This is a genomic window from Sphingobium herbicidovorans, from assembly GCF_002080435.1.
In the GTDB taxonomy this organism is placed as follows: Bacteria; Pseudomonadota; Alphaproteobacteria; order Sphingomonadales; family Sphingomonadaceae; genus Sphingobium; species Sphingobium herbicidovorans.
The window spans coordinates 148117-161524 of the sequence record NZ_CP020538.1 but is presented as its reverse complement, the minus strand read 5'-3'; the positions used below and the strand labels follow the sequence as shown (position 1 = coordinate 161524).

At 64.7% G+C, this 13408-nt stretch carries 16 protein-coding genes; all 16 read right to left on the bottom strand.

Annotation, left to right across the window (positions count from 1 at the left end):
* Positions 1-39: 39 nt before the first annotated feature.
* Complete coding sequence (locus B6S01_RS00815; RefSeq protein WP_037467172.1) at positions 40-1776, bottom strand: asparagine synthase-related protein; 1737 nt, start codon at positions 1774-1776, stop codon at positions 40-42.
* Complete coding sequence (locus tag B6S01_RS00810; RefSeq protein ID WP_077145342.1) at positions 1773-2420, bottom strand: lasso peptide biosynthesis B2 protein; 648 nt, start codon at positions 2418-2420, stop codon at positions 1773-1775. Before B6S01_RS00810 ends, B6S01_RS00815 begins: the two co-directional genes overlap by 4 nt.
* A 69-nt stretch (positions 2421-2489) precedes the next feature.
* Positions 2490-2630 (bottom strand): hypothetical protein, encoded by a 141-nt coding sequence (locus B6S01_RS20920; RefSeq protein ID WP_156103381.1) that lies wholly within the window; start codon positions 2628-2630, stop codon positions 2490-2492.
* A 96-nt stretch (positions 2631-2726) separates the two neighbouring features.
* The gene (locus B6S01_RS00805; RefSeq protein ID WP_037467177.1) at positions 2727-3332 is read right to left on the bottom strand and encodes a GntR family transcriptional regulator; all 606 of its coding nucleotides are present in this window, start codon (positions 3330-3332) and stop codon (positions 2727-2729) included.
* A 14-nt stretch (positions 3333-3346) separates the two neighbouring features.
* Entirely contained in the window at positions 3347-4249 is a 903-nt protein-coding gene (locus B6S01_RS00800) for a phytanoyl-CoA dioxygenase family protein (protein WP_051908357.1), read from the bottom strand.
* A gap of 10 nt (positions 4250-4259) precedes the next feature.
* Positions 4260-4871 carry an acyl-homoserine-lactone synthase gene (locus B6S01_RS00795; protein ID WP_037467180.1) on the bottom strand — a complete coding sequence of 204 codons (612 nt, stop codon included), beginning with the start codon at positions 4869-4871 and terminating at the stop codon, positions 4260-4262.
* Positions 4872-4952: 81 nt separating this feature from the next.
* A complete protein-coding gene (locus B6S01_RS00790) occupies positions 4953-5747 on the bottom strand; it encodes a LuxR family transcriptional regulator (protein ID WP_081570252.1) in 795 nt (264 codons plus the stop codon).
* 237 nt (positions 5748-5984) lie between these two features.
* On the bottom strand, positions 5985-6743 hold the full coding sequence (locus tag B6S01_RS00785; protein ID WP_051908348.1) for a transcriptional regulator domain-containing protein: 759 nt from the start codon (positions 6741-6743) through the stop codon (positions 5985-5987).
* 190 nt (positions 6744-6933) lie between these two features.
* Positions 6934-7806, bottom strand: a complete 873-nt coding sequence (locus B6S01_RS21245) for a JAB domain-containing protein (RefSeq protein WP_169802885.1) — start codon at positions 7804-7806, stop codon at positions 6934-6936.
* Between the two features lie 62 nt (positions 7807-7868).
* The gene (locus tag B6S01_RS21240) at positions 7869-8345 is read right to left on the bottom strand and encodes a hypothetical protein (protein WP_051908350.1); all 477 of its coding nucleotides are present in this window, start codon (positions 8343-8345) and stop codon (positions 7869-7871) included.
* 38 nt (positions 8346-8383) lie between these two features.
* Positions 8384-8716, bottom strand: a complete 333-nt coding sequence (locus tag B6S01_RS00775; protein ID WP_037467191.1) for a hypothetical protein — start codon at positions 8714-8716, stop codon at positions 8384-8386.
* Positions 8717-8775: 59 nt separating this feature from the next.
* A complete protein-coding gene (locus tag B6S01_RS00770) occupies positions 8776-9297 on the bottom strand; it encodes a helix-turn-helix domain-containing protein (protein ID WP_231568033.1) in 522 nt (173 codons plus the stop codon).
* Positions 9298-9490: 193 nt separating this feature from the next.
* On the bottom strand, positions 9491-10885 hold the full coding sequence (locus tag B6S01_RS00765) for an MFS transporter (RefSeq protein ID WP_051908352.1): 1395 nt from the start codon (positions 10883-10885) through the stop codon (positions 9491-9493).
* A gap of 48 nt (positions 10886-10933) precedes the next feature.
* Positions 10934-11263 (bottom strand): Rieske (2Fe-2S) protein, encoded by a 330-nt coding sequence (locus B6S01_RS00760; protein ID WP_051908354.1) that lies wholly within the window; start codon positions 11261-11263, stop codon positions 10934-10936.
* Positions 11264-11515: 252 nt separating this feature from the next.
* Positions 11516-12721 (bottom strand): 3-oxoadipyl-CoA thiolase, encoded by a 1206-nt coding sequence (gene pcaF / locus B6S01_RS00755; RefSeq protein WP_020997481.1) that lies wholly within the window; start codon positions 12719-12721, stop codon positions 11516-11518.
* Between the two features lie 24 nt (positions 12722-12745).
* Positions 12746-13399, bottom strand: a complete 654-nt coding sequence (locus B6S01_RS00750; protein ID WP_034156879.1) for a 3-oxoacid CoA-transferase subunit B — start codon at positions 13397-13399, stop codon at positions 12746-12748.
* Between the last annotated feature and the right edge of the window lie 9 nt (positions 13400-13408).

Here is a 13408-nt window from a genome sequence, read left to right as displayed (position 1 = left end):
ACCCCGGCGTGTGCCCGGCACGGTCGATCGGCCTCGGACTCAGTTATCCGACGTGACGCCCGACGCGACGATGGAACGGGCCCATCCCTCCATGTCCGCGACCTCGAGGATGCGCAGGATCGTGACCGGATCGCCGGCCCCGCCATCGAGCATCGTGCGCACCGCATCGAGATCGAGAATCCCCGCCCCGGCCATCCAGCCATCGAGCAGGAAGGGACGGAGGCGCTCGCGATTTTTGGCGAAGGCCGGCAGGAAGATCGACAAGATGCGCCCCTTGCTCCGCCGCGCCAGCACTTCGCGAGGAAGCTCGCAGGCAAAGGCACGGCGCGCGAGCGCCCGATCCTGTCCGCCCTCGCCCCATTGCCAGCTGGCAAGCCCGAGGCCGAACTCGACAAGCGGCTGCGACAGCAACGGCGCGATCATCGGCATCGCCAGCGCCCGGTCATAAGCGTCGACGAACGACTGGGTCAGGAAGAGGCTCGTGCCATAGACCCTTTGCCCCGGCGCCGCGCGACGGGCATCGGCGATCCACGGATGCGCCGGCATCGGACCTTCGTAGCGGCGCGACAGCAACGTGGTATCGATCGGCCAGGGCGGTGGCGGCTTTAAAACCCGCCGCGCGGCATAGGCGAGCGCCTTCCACCGATTGTCATGCGCCATCCGCGCGAGGTCGCCTGCCGCGCGCCATGACGCGAGCGGCCCGGCAAAGCGCAGGGCATCGAGGATCGGCGCCGTCGAAGTGATATAGCCGAAGACATTGTCGCCGCCGGCCCCCGTGAAGATCGCGTCCGCGCCATACTCCCGCGCCGTCTCGAGGAAGACGGCGTCGCTCGGCGCCAGCAGGCCGAAACCGCCGTGACGCACCCTGAGCCGGTGGGGCAATGCGACGGGATCGCCGGGAGCGGGTCGCCACCGTTCGGCCAGTTCGGCGCAGAGCCGGTCGGTCACCGCTCGCGCATAGGGCCGCTCGTCGCCGTCGGGATCGCTTGTCGCCAATGTCATCCCGCGCCACTGCGCGCCGCTTTCGGCCAGGCAGGTCGCGACAATCGAGCTGTCGAGGCCGCCCGACAGCTCGAGCTGGATGCGATCGAAGCGGCGTCCCCAGGCCCCGGTCACGGCTCCGACGAGCCGGCGGAGCTCGTCGGGCGCAGCGCGACGCGGCGGCCGGACACTATGATCCCATGGCGACCAGCTGCCGGCCTGGCGGCGGCCGCTCGCGAGCTCGACAATCTCACCGGGGACGACCTCTCTGACCCCGGCGATCTCGGTGTCGGGTCCGCGAAAGAAGGGGTAGCGCAGCGCCGCGTCGATCCGCGCCGGATCGGGTCCGCCACGGGCAAAGCCGAGTGAGTGCGCGAGGGAAAGATCGGTGAACGCGCAGCGGCTCGCGGCGCCATTGCCATTGCCGTCCATCGACCGACCTTCGTCTCCCCGCGCATGGAAAACCGGCGGGCCGGCAACGGGCGAGCGGAGCAGAAATACCCTGCCCGCCGCGTCCGCCCAGCACAGGAGATAATGACCCCAGAGCACCGAAAGCGCCCAGGCGCCGCGGGTGGCGACGATCTGTGCCGCCGCCTCGTCCGACAGGTCCGAACAGGGACCGAAACCATCGCGATGAAAGGCCCAACCCGCCAGCGCGACATTTCCGGCAACGGTCAGCGGCGCAGCGCCGTCTCCGACGAGCCGCCCCGGACCGATCGTGGCGAGCGGCAAAAGCTCTTCCGGCAGCCGCCCGAGCGCGGCCGCGCCGTCGATCAGGGCGAGACGCAGGCTCAAAGTTTGAACACCGGCGTATAATCGGCGGCGATGTTGAGCGGATCCGACAGGACAAGGTTATCGCTCTGTACCCAGCTGTGCGCGAGGAGCGGATCGAGCTGGACGCCGAAATAGACGTCGGCGGCGATACCGCGCGTCCACAAGCAGCGGGCAAGCGCGAGGCTGTCGGGGACGCAAAGCCGGCGCGTGGGGACAGCAATGCGCGCTTCGGCAAAGCCCCGCGCGATAGCCGCGGCAATTTCGCTGTCCCTGGCGAGGCCGTCCCGTCCCTTGGACTGCCTCGCACATAGAGCCCGGAAAGCGCGCCATCGCGAGACGGTTCGCGCAAGCCCCAGGAAGCGGAGCGACAAACGTGCGCGGGCGACCGAGGCTATCGCTTCCCATGAAGATATGCTGCCGCTGCCGCCATCGACTTCGAGGGCGCTTATGAGTGGCGGCGGCTGGTCGACCGGCGCAATTCCGGCCCCCCGCCCCGCACAAATCAGGCGACGCGCCAGAAGCGTCTCGACGAGCGTTGAAGACGGCGGCGGTTCGGACGCCGCAAGTGCGGCCAGCACGGCCGCCTCGGCTTCCCCGAGCAGAAGATAACGGTCGGCCGCGAGGTCGAGCAGAACCACCCGGTGGCCGAGCAGCCCGTAGCTCACATGAGGTGCGAGATGATATGTCATGGTGAAGAAGCGGACGCGGCGCAGGACGCCGCGTCCGCAAAGCCGTCAGTCGGCGGAGATGCCGCCGCCGACGGGGATCGGGCTGAGGAGATGATCCTCGGGATAGGGCGGAGCCGGCCCGAGCGTGACGACGCTGGCGACGCCCAGTTCTTCGATGCCGTCTTCGACGGTGTCATTGTGGTTCATGAGAACCTCCTCTTAAATGCCGCGGGATTGCGGCATCGAGAAAGCTACGCCGATCGGACAGAATAGAATTTTTATAGTTTGAATATCTTTCGAATATTATCTGAGCGGCGTGTCTCGGGGTCTGAGCTCGGCGACGACACGTCCCGCGAACGCCATCCGCCGCCGGTGAAAACGCGTGATCTTGGCCCGCAGTGCACTCCAGCGTCCGAAGCGGTAATCGGCTTCCATCGCGGCGAGCATATCGCGCGCCGAGGTGTCGACGCGGGCTTCGGCTTTGCGAAACAGATGACACCGTTCGACCAGGTTGAAGATCGCGAAGCGCAGCTCGCGGTTGGCGCTCCACAGTGCGATCGCCCGGAAGAGCGAGTCGAGGGCCTCGGCATAATCCCTGTGATGCGTCAGCTTCACGAGGCCCGTCGGCCGATCGCGCTCTGGCACCGGACCCTGGAGCGCGAGCCCGAGCAGGAATGACGCCCAATGATAGAGATCGTGGAGATCGGCCTCGGCGAGGATCGGGGGCCGGAACCCCTCTTGATGCCAGCTGTCGATGATCCGTTCGCCGGCGAGGCGGTGCAATGCCTCGCGGACCGGGGTCGCGCTGGCGCGCAGCGTCCGCGCGAGAACGACCGGATCGAGCCGCGTGCCCGGCGGATAGCGGCCATCGAGCACCCGCGCCTTGAGGTCGAGATAGACGCGCTCCATAGTCGAGCCGGCATTCATGCCCGGCGCGCTCCGTCTACCGCGACGCGCTGCGCGGCGACATGGTCAGCGAGCAAGGCCTGCTGATCGGGCCGCAGCGCGTCGATCGCAGCCAGCGGCTCGTCGGGATAGCCGCCGAACAGGACCGAGGGACATTGTCCTTCGAAGTTGCCGAGATTGGGGCGGTGCTGCGCGTATCCAGCGAGCGCGGCGAGCTCGGGCGGGAAGTGGCGGGCAATGTCAGGAGGATAGGCCAACCACTGGTTCTCGTAGGGCTTGAGCCAGCCGAGACAGTAGCTGACGATGATACCGCGGCGCGGCATCGCGCTCAAATTTGCGCCTGCGCCGTGGAGTGTCGACCCGAGGAAGACGATCGCGTCGCCCGGCTCGGCTCCAGCAACCACCGGCTGCTCGCGCGGCTCTTCGATCAGCGCTTCGACGCCGTGGCTTGCGGGCCAGATCATCGTCGCGCCATTTTCCGCGGTGAATTCGGTGAGCGGCCACATCACGTTGAGGAGATATTCGACCTCGCCGAGCGAGCCCTGCCACATATCCTGGTCGCGGTGGGGGAATTGCGCGAGCGCGCCGGGATGGAGCTCGATCGCCTGCGTGAGGTTGAGCTGGATACGCTCGCACCAGGGGCCGAGCGCCGCCTCGGCAAGCGCCAATATACCGGGATGCATCACGAGGTTCGCCATGTGCGGCGAACGGATCAGCAGGCGCCCGAACCTCTTGGTGCGCGCGCCGTAGAAGCCGCCCGAGCAAAAGGGTGTCGCGACGAAGCGCGGTGCCAGGTCCGCCGCGATTGCCGCGATCTCGGCCGGCGGTGCCGCGCCGCGAAGCAGGACATAGCCATCATCGGCCAAGCGCTGCGCGGCGGTGCCAGCGGAGTCGCGGCGCGAAAAGGAATGGTTCGCCATCATTCCCTCCTCACGCGGCTTCGGCGGCCGCGTCGGCGGCGGCCGCGACGATGCCGGTCTCGGCCAGTTTTGCGGGGGTGTCGGCCTCGATCGCGATCGCCAGTGCGACCAGCGCACGGCCATCGTGAATCGCGGTCTCGCCGAGCAGGCGGCAATCCCAGCCGAACCGCTCGACCTGCCGGAACCACGATAGCTCGGCGACCCCGGTGTAGGTTGAAATGCCATGCGCCAGCGCATGCTCGACGAGCCCCACGAGCAGCGTATCGCGCGCCGCGCGGCGTTGCCGCGCGCCGATCCCCGGCGAAAGGCAAAAGCGGGTGATTTCGAAGATCGCTGTTCCGTGCGGAACTGGGCCGTCGACAAGATAGGGGAAGATGCCGTCGAGAAGGGCGGGCCGCGTCGTCGGCAGAAGCCGCGCCGAGGCGAGATGTTCGCCCTGCCCGTCGGTGACGATCAGATAAGTGGCAAAGGGATCGTCGAAATGGTCGACCTCGAACCGGTCCGCGAGCACGGGAAGGTCCCATTTGAGCAGATCCACAAAGACGCGTTTGCGCGCTTCGAACATCGAACGGAGCGCGACATGCTCGTCCGCCCTATTGTCCTGATTGACCGTGATGAACATGGGTTTTGTCTCCTCGGTTGAAAGAGACAGACCAATTGAACCGAAAAAATCATCTCCGCCATACCAAGAAAGGGGGGTGTTTCAGCCGCCGGCGACGTCGCTGAAGCAGATCGTGCCGTCGAACAAGGCGCGGATCGCCAGGCTAACGCGGCTTCGAGCGGAGTATTTCGCGCGCGCGTTGCGCAAATGCTCACTGACCGTATCCGTCTGCAAGTCCATGATCTGCGCGATCACCGAATCCGATTTGCCGCGCGCGGCCCAGAGAAGGCATTCGATCTGCCGGTCGGTGAGGCGTGGCTGATCATTGGCAGGAACCAGCCCCGACAGTTGCCGTGCCGCCTCGAAGACGAAAGCGCCGATCACCTGCGCGAACATCAAGGCCTCGGGTGTCGCATAATGCCCCTTCTGCCAAGCGAAGGATACCGACCCGTGTGCGTCGCCGGGGATATGCGTCGGAACGGTGAGGCCATCATGGATCCCGTGCCGGCGCGCGCGCTTCAGAATCGCGCCGTCACCAGGCCGTGGCCGCGAAAAATGATGCATTTCGTGCCAGAGGAAACCGGCCGCGCGGCGAGCGCTCGCACGATGGACCGGGTCGCGGACGCCGAGCCGTTGTTCATCAAACCATCGTGCCCAGTCTTCGGGATAATTGTGGACGCGCAATCCCTTCTCGGGCGCCGCCAGGAAGTCGACATGATGACTCAACGCGAACCATGAGCAGCCGAGCCTCGAACAGGCCTCGTCGAGAATATCGATCAATGCATCTTCATTTGCGACCTTCAAGGATTCGGCCGCGAGCCGCAGCGCGGCGTCGAGGGTTGGCATGAATGACCCATGGCAACGCCGGCAGCATTCTCGAACCTGCTTGCCCGGCATTGCTCCCAGTCCGGTGCCGATCCCCTCGCCCTCTCAATGGGCAGGGTCACCGCGGTTGGGCATCGTTGCTGGTCATAGACGATGCGGAGCCCGTCAAAGCTATGGGCGCGATAATATTTTTCAAATATATTCGCGATTTAGTCTCAAATTGAGAGTTTTTGTTGTCATGAAGAGCAGCCCCGGGACGGTTGGTGGCTCCGTGCGCGGCGGACGACGTCGCGTGCTCCGGGTGGCGCGCTAGCCGAACCATGGTCCCGACAAGGGGTCAGCAAGTCTCCGCCGAGCGATCCGCACGAGCCGCTGGACACGAAGACGATGCGAGGCATTTTCAATCCGCCAGCGCCGGGACGCGATCACCGCACCGAACAAGATGCGCGCCATCTCCTGTTGTGTCGCGCCGGACAGAATCGCATCGCCGACGCGCAGCTCGAGGATCCATTGCGCCGCCTTACGCTCGCGCGGCATCATCGAACGCGGTAGCCGGCCGCTCTCGGCCAGGACGACAAACTGGCGGAGAGCTTCGAGCTTGGGCTTTGCCGACTGAAGGCCGGATATCCGATGTTCGACTAGGATCGGGCCGCCCAGCAGCGTGCCGTCGTGCAAGTCGAGGCGGATGGCCCAATGTCCGTCACTCAGCAACCAATGCTCGGTCTTTTCTGCGTCGATCTCGACCGACACAAATGGGGCGACATCGCGCACGTCGAACAGGTCGTCAGCAGGACTGTCTACGCGGGCGGGCCGCCCGCGCAGCACGCGTGGATCTCTGACGACGCTCCAGATTGGACGGGCTTCGGACGCGGACAAAGCGGGATCGATCCAGCCGTGCAGGCCAAGGCTCTCGAGCCGCTCGTCCGAAACGCGCGCCCGGTTTTTCCAGAGGGTCCGGTACAGCGGACTTCGGCGTAGCCACTCCCAGGCGAACGCGCGTCGGTCCGAGACGAGAAGCCCGCCATAAGCTTCGGGAAATCGCCAGTTCGCGGCAGGTCCGCCGCTCATATCGTATCGCCAGAATATTTTCCGAATATTTCCATGCGGCGTCGATCGGGCAAGAACAGGCCGGCATCAGCAGTTGGTGACGAGCAGAAAGGATCGATGTGATGGCGCCTTGGTCGCTGACGCGCCAGACCAGCGGCCGCAGAGACGACGACGCACGCCCGCGACGGGCCGCGCCCGCTTCAGGCGCAGCTTATTCGGTTCCTTCGGCAAAATAGGCCCGCAGCCGATGCCCAACCTCGGGTGCGATCTTCATCAGCGTACGCCGCCCGTCGAAGAGGTCGGGCGTCCGCTCCAATATGCCTGCCTCGCACAGGCGTTGCGCGAGCTTCATCGCACTGCTGGTCGGAATGCCGGCGGTCGCGCAGAGCGACGACATCGAGAGCTGCTGTCCCTTGCACTCGTGGATGAAGAGATCGATGAGCATGTCCCATGCCGGCTCGCCGAACAGTTCGGCGCTGCCGACGAGCTGCCGGCGAAGGATGCGGCGTCGCAACACTGTCTCGGCGTTTCGACAGGCGCGATCGATCGCCTCATCCTCCGGCAGCACCTCGCTTCGCAGCGTGAAGGACGCGGGATTGGCGCGGCGTGCGGCGCTCCTCCGCTCGCAAATGATATGGTGAAGCCGGGTCGGCGTGACGATGATATGATCGAGAACCTCCACGTCGAGCGCGCGCCCGATCTGGTCGAGCTTGCGCGTTGCCTCGATATCGTCCTCGCTCGGCGTCGCATCGCCGCCCGGATGGTTGTGGACGAGAATGATCGCCGCCGCATTATGCTCGAGCGCGCGCCGGAAGATCGTTCGCGGGTAGATGGCCAGATGGCAAAGCGTGCCATGCTGCATCTGCTCGTCGGCTATCAGCCCATGCGCTGTATCGAGGAACAAGACGCGGAGCCGCTCGTCGGGGAGCGATCCCATCGACGCGATCAGGTAGCGGCGCAGCGCGGGATCGAACGGGTCGATCCTCCCGGCGCGAAGGTCCGATCGCATTCCATCGAACATCGTGTCGCGAAGCGTGACGAGAAAGGAACCAACTTCGGGCCAGTCGCAGAGAACGGCCGCCATGCGTTCGGCGGTTTGGGCCCAGAGGCGCCCAAGGCTGCTGAATTCATCGAGGAGGACGCGCGCTATGAGTTCGCAATCTTCGGGCGCGATCGCCGCGATGAGCCCAGCCAGGACCGATCGCTCCCATTCGCGCGCACCCGCTTCTGGTGCCGCCAGGTTGCAAAAACGAGAAGCGGCGGGAGAAGCCAGGATGCAGCGACCTGCATCGTCAGATAGGCGACCGGATGAACCGACATGTCCGCCGCCTTGCCGACATGCGCCATGAGCGGGAGAAGCTGGAGCACCGCTGCCAGCATCGGCCAGAAGCGATACGCCGTCAGCGCAAGTGTGACGCTCGCCGCCGCGGCTGCGAGATCGATCGCCAGATGCCCCGCATCGACCGACGTGAAGGTCGGCGGAATAAACTGGTGCAGGACTTGATCGGCGACCGCCATCGCGATGAGGATCAATGCCATCGCCCGCTCCGGGCCGCCGCCTTTTCTCAAGGCATAGACCAGCGCCGCCAGCAAGATCGTCAGGAAGATTGCGATCCGAACCATCGCGACCAATGACCATGCCGGCGACCCCGGGTCAATCGCTAGGAGGTCGCCGCCATTGCAGCGTCTCCGGCGCCCGCGATGGCGGGACATTCATGGAGATCGAGCCCGCCGGTCTCGCGCGCGATGTCGGCCAGCTCGCCATGGATACGCAAGGCGTCGCCGCTCGCACCGACCAGCACGGTCTGTAGCCTGGCGATGCGGTGGATCGTCGATTGCGCCTTGACGGCGGGGACGCCGGGCGTATCGCGTCGCGCCGTCACGACGCTCGTCATCAGCGACGAGGCGGCGATGATGGCGTCGTCGATGCGGGCCTCGGCGGCGGGGACTTGTTGCTGGAGCCGCGCGGCGGCCAAACTGATGGTATCGGACATGACTTCTCCTTTGCCGGAAGCACGGGCTCCGGCGCTCGTTCGATCGGATATGAGAAAGATCAGCCGGAAATGAGCCGCGTGAGCGTCTCAGCAATTCCGAGACTGCCGAGCAGGAAAATGATCGCGGCTGCGAGAATGGTCGCCATGATCGTGAGCCTGGCCGAGAGCCTGTGGTCGTGCCTCCAGATCTTCCCGGACGGGGCGCCTTCTCCTGAAAGCCGGTCCACCGACTTGCTGGTCTCGCGCAAATCGAAAACATTCGAAGGGCCATCGTCTGCGAAGCCGGATGGCATGATCGTTGCGGTGTCGGGAAGCTCCACCGGATCGTATGCGATCCGGTCGCATATTTGCTTGAGGCGCCCGTAGCGGATCGCGGTATCGTCACGATCCCTCGCCCCGAGAAGCTGCCTGGCAGCGGTGATCCGCTGGTCGACGGTATATTTTGAGATGCCGAGCTCGCGTGCGATCTGCTTCGATGTCTTGCGTTCGAGAAGGAGCTCGAGGCAAGCGCGCTGCTTGTCGGTCAGACGATTCCATCGGAGACGATCATCGGCGGTAGAAGATTGCGACCCTTCCATCATGTCAGTGTGGTGACATCCCGTCGGCGCACAAGACCCATTTTTTTGAACAACATGCGATTTCACCGAACGGGACCGGGCCGGGGATGCCCTGTCGCGGAATGTGCGCGACCGATGGTCTTCGGCACTCTGCCGGGTGGAGGCCGACGAAAGGGCACGCAATGCGACTATCGGAATAACGCGACCCGAAACACAATCAGACGACGTCGGAGCCCGCCAATTCGATGCGCTTCACGGCGCTTGCTCTCCCCTCCCGCGATTTAGCCAGTCCGAGCAGAATTAAGCTAACGGCGAAAATTGGCAGCGGCGAGGCCACGATCATCATCAACTGCAGGCGCGGCAGTTCTGTGGCTAACAATATACCGCCGACGAGCGGGCCGGCAATCGAACCGATCTTTGCGATGGACAATGCCCAGCCGATACCGGACGCGCGGACAGGACACGGGTAGAGCAAGCCGGCGGCACCGTTCAGACCCTGATGTCCGCCCAACACGAAAAAACCGCATATCCCGACGGCGATCATATAGCCCGACGAGGACAAGTCGGGAAACGCGAGGGTAGCAAGAAGAATGCAGCCGATGACCGGCATAACTGTGATCGACGACAAGCCCAGGCGGTCGATGAAGGCGGAGATGACGAGGCCGCCAATCGATCCTGCCAAGATGAAGAGCGACAGTCCAAGCGCGGATTCGGCTTTCGGCAACCCCGCGCCGAGCATGAGCGTCGGTAGCCAGCTGATCATGAAGAAGACAGTCGCCGAACTGCAGACATAGGCTAGCCACAGCAAGGGGGTGATCGTCGACAGGCGTCCGGAAAAGAGCGGGGACAGGCCGCGGGATGCGGCGGCGTGCGGAACATCGGGAAGAGCCGCGATGCGGGCGACGGTTTCCGCCGCGATCGAGGGATCGATACGGCGCAGCAGGGATTCCAGTTCCGCCTTCCGGGTCGACCGCCGGGAGAGAAACGCAACCGATTCCGGGAGGAGGACGTAGCCGACGCCGGCGAGAAGAAGCGATAACACACCGCCGATCCAGAACAGTGCTTCCCAGCCATAATGAGGCATGAAGGCGGCCGCCACGGCGCCCCCGCTGGCCGAGCCAGCCATATATCCCATCATGATGACCGCAACCACAGTCGCGCGAAATCGCTGCGGCACGAGCTCCTGATTGAGTGCATAGAGAAGCGGCGTCAGGCCGCCGATTCCGATTCCCGTGAGAAAGCGGCAAAGGCTCAACAGATAAATGTCGCGCGCGACCAAGACTGACAGCGATCCCAAGCCGCACACGACGAGCGCGACGAGAGATCCAAATTTGCGGCCGTGCCGATCGCCGATCCAGCCGAAGACGATCCCGCCGACCAGCATTCCGAAGGAGGCGGCCGCGAACACCAATCCGAAGGCCGCGGACGACAAACTCCATTCGGACATGATGGAAGGAGCAGCAAAAGCAATGGTTTGCAGGTCATATCCGTCGACAAACATCATGAGCGTCGACAAAAGCACCGTGGTCACGACCAGCATATTCCACGACTGCTTGTCGATGACCTCTCCAAGCAGGGTCGCAGGGCTGTCGTCTCTATTCTTCTCGTCCATTTTCCCACTCCGGTCGTGCGCTTTCCGGCCAGACCGGGCCGGCCGAATCTATATGCGGACCTCGACAACACCATTGGCCAACCGCACCGAACAGCGTTCGAGCGGCACGCCCGCCGGGCCGGAGAGCTCGTCCCTCGCGCGAGCCTCGATGCGCGCGATGTGCGCGGGCCCCTCGATTATGCGAACCTCGAGCAAATCCTCGGACGCGAGCGCAAAGCAAGCGCCGGCTATATTGCTCGTCACGTAGAACGAGCCCTCGACATGATATATTGCTATGTGCCTGCCCGCGATTTCGGCGACATGAAGGGCACCCTCGGAAAGATCTTCCAAAGCAATGATCGGCCGCCAGACGGTGGCGTCTTCGATTGGACCTGCCATATGATCCCTCAAAAACCATCGCCCGAGAAGAGCCGGGAGCGCGGGCACCGACCGCACCCATTCCCCACTTCGCGTCTCTCATTGCGGCGCAGTCCATCATGCGCCGACTGAAATATAGCGCGGGCCCGGACGCGAAACGCGCCTCACAGCGTTCAAAAGATTGTCTCGGAGCGCGTCGCCCGGCCGAGCGCCTTCCGCCCGCGTGACGGGCAGACTTCGCAGACGCCGTCCACTCCCGATCCGGCGGGATCGTCAAACGCGCTCGACTGCAAGAGCAAGACCCATGCCGACGCCGATGCACAGCGTGGCAAGGCCGCGCCTGCCTCCGCTTTTCTCAAGCTGGTGAACGAGCGTCATCGCAATGCGCGCGCCCGACATGCCGAGCGGATGGCCAAGCGCTATCGCACCGCCATTCGCGTTCACATGCGGTGCGTCATCCGGCAGACCGAGCGCGCGCAACACCGCGAGCGACTGACTGGCAAAAGCTTCATTGAGCTCGACGGCGTCAAAATCGCCGATGGCAAGCCCGAGCCGACCCATCAGCTTCTGCGTCGCCGGGACCGGGCCCATCCCCATCACGCGCGGCTCGACGCCGGCCGAGGCGAGGCCGAGGATTCGGGCTCGCGGCGTAAGGCCATGCGCTTTCGCTGCGGCCTCGCTGGCAATAACCATGGCAGCGGCGCCGTCGTTGATGCCCGAGGCATTGCCGGCAGTGACCGTGCCCTCGGGACCGAAGAGCGGCTTCAGCTTCGCGAGCGCTTCCATCGTCACATCCGCCCGCGGATGCTCGTCGATCGCGACGAGGGCCGTCTCGCCCTTCCGGCCCGGAACGGTAACCGGGACGATTTCTTCGGCGAGAAAGCCGTTATGCTGCGCGGCGAGCGCGCGCTGCTGGCTTCGCAACGAGAATGCGTCCTGATCCGCGCGGCTGATCTTGTGATCTTCGGCGACATTTTCACCGGTGCGCGGCATCGTCTCGGTGCCGTGGAGTGCATCAAGGGCCGGGTTGACGAAACGCCAGCCCATTGTCGTATCCTCGAGCTTCTGCCCGCGGCCGAAGGCAGCGTCGGCCTTGCCCATGACGAACGGCGCGCGTGTCATGCTCTCTACGCCCCCCGAGATCGCCAGCGCCATTTCGTCCGAGCGGATTGCCCGGGCCGCCGCTCCGACCGCTTCGAGCCCGGACGCACAAAGGCGGTTGAGCGTCACCCCCGGCACCGTGAAAGGCAGACCGGCCAGCAACAGGCTCATTCGCGCGACGTTGCGGTTGTCTTCGCCCGACTGGTTGGCGCAGCCGTAGAAGACCTCCTCGATCGCGGCAGGATCGAGAGCGGGATTGCGATCGAGCAGCGCCTTGAGCGGGAGCGCACCCAAGTCGTCCGCACGCACGTTCGCGAGGATGCCGCCATAGCGGCCGATCGGCGTGCGGATGGCATCGCAAATGAATGCGTCGGTCATATGAGTCCTCTCGATAGGTCAGTGTCAGGCCGGAAGCGCCATGCTCTCGCGAAGCGGGACGCCGGTCAGCTTGCGGAGATCCTCGATGGCAAGCCCTTCGACCATCTCAAGAACGCCGGCACCGGACGGGCCCACCTCAAAGACAGCGACATCGGTATAGACGCGCGACACACAGCCGAGCCCCGTGAGCGGATAGTGGCACGCCTCGACCAGCTTGCTTTCGCCTTGCTTGGTCAGCAGTTCCATCATCACGAAGGTCTGCTTGGCGCCGATCGCGAGATCCATCGCTCCGCCGACCGCCGGAATGGCGCCGGGTTCCCCGGTGTGCCAGTTCGCGAGATCGCCGTGCACCGAAACCTGGAAGGCGCCGAGCACGCAGATGTCGATATGGCCGGCCCGCATCATCGCGAAGCTGTCGGCGTGATGGAAATAGCATCCACCGGTCAGGAGTGTCACAGCCTGCTTGCCGGCATTGATGAGTTCCCAATCCTCTTCGCCGGGCACCGGTGCTGGCCCCATCCCGAGCAGGCCGTTTTCGCTCTGCAGGAATATGTCGCGGTCGACAGGAAGATAGTTCGCGACCGTGGTCGGAAGGCCGATGCCGAGATTCACATAGGCGCCCTCGGGAATATCCTTTGCGACCCGCGCGGCCATTTGGTGCCGATTCAAGCGTTCCATATCATCTCT

Coding starts and splice junctions, on each gene's coding strand:
- B6S01_RS00785 (WP_051908348.1), bottom strand. CDS start 6,743: ATGAGCGGCGGACCTGCCGCGAACTGGCGATTTCCCGAAGCTTATGGC.
- B6S01_RS00790 (WP_081570252.1), bottom strand. CDS start 5,747: ATGCCGGGCAAGCAGGTTCGAGAATGCTGCCGGCGTTGCCATGGGTCA.
- pcaF (WP_020997481.1), bottom strand. CDS start 12,721: ATGACCGACGCATTCATTTGCGATGCCATCCGCACGCCGATCGGCCGC.
- B6S01_RS00805 (WP_037467177.1), bottom strand. CDS start 3,332: ATGGAGCGCGTCTATCTCGACCTCAAGGCGCGGGTGCTCGATGGCCGC.
- B6S01_RS00775 (WP_037467191.1), bottom strand. CDS start 8,716: ATGTCCGATACCATCAGTTTGGCCGCCGCGCGGCTCCAGCAACAAGTC.
- B6S01_RS00760 (WP_051908354.1), bottom strand. CDS start 11,263: ATGGCAGGTCCAATCGAAGACGCCACCGTCTGGCGGCCGATCATTGCT.
- B6S01_RS00765 (WP_051908352.1), bottom strand. CDS start 10,885: ATGGACGAGAAGAATAGAGACGACAGCCCTGCGACCCTGCTTGGAGAG.
- B6S01_RS20920 (WP_156103381.1), bottom strand. CDS start 2,630: ATGAACCACAATGACACCGTCGAAGACGGCATCGAAGAACTGGGCGTC.
- B6S01_RS00795 (WP_037467180.1), bottom strand. CDS start 4,871: ATGTTCATCACGGTCAATCAGGACAATAGGGCGGACGAGCATGTCGCG.
- B6S01_RS00770 (WP_231568033.1), bottom strand. CDS start 9,297: ATGATGGAAGGGTCGCAATCTTCTACCGCCGATGATCGTCTCCGATGG.
- B6S01_RS21240 (WP_051908350.1), bottom strand. CDS start 8,345: ATGGTTCGGATCGCAATCTTCCTGACGATCTTGCTGGCGGCGCTGGTC.
- B6S01_RS00750 (WP_034156879.1), bottom strand. CDS start 13,399: ATGGAACGCTTGAATCGGCACCAAATGGCCGCGCGGGTCGCAAAGGAT.
- B6S01_RS21245 (WP_169802885.1), bottom strand. CDS start 7,806: ATGGCGGCCGTTCTCTGCGACTGGCCCGAAGTTGGTTCCTTTCTCGTC.
- B6S01_RS00800 (WP_051908357.1), bottom strand. CDS start 4,249: ATGGCGAACCATTCCTTTTCGCGCCGCGACTCCGCTGGCACCGCCGCG.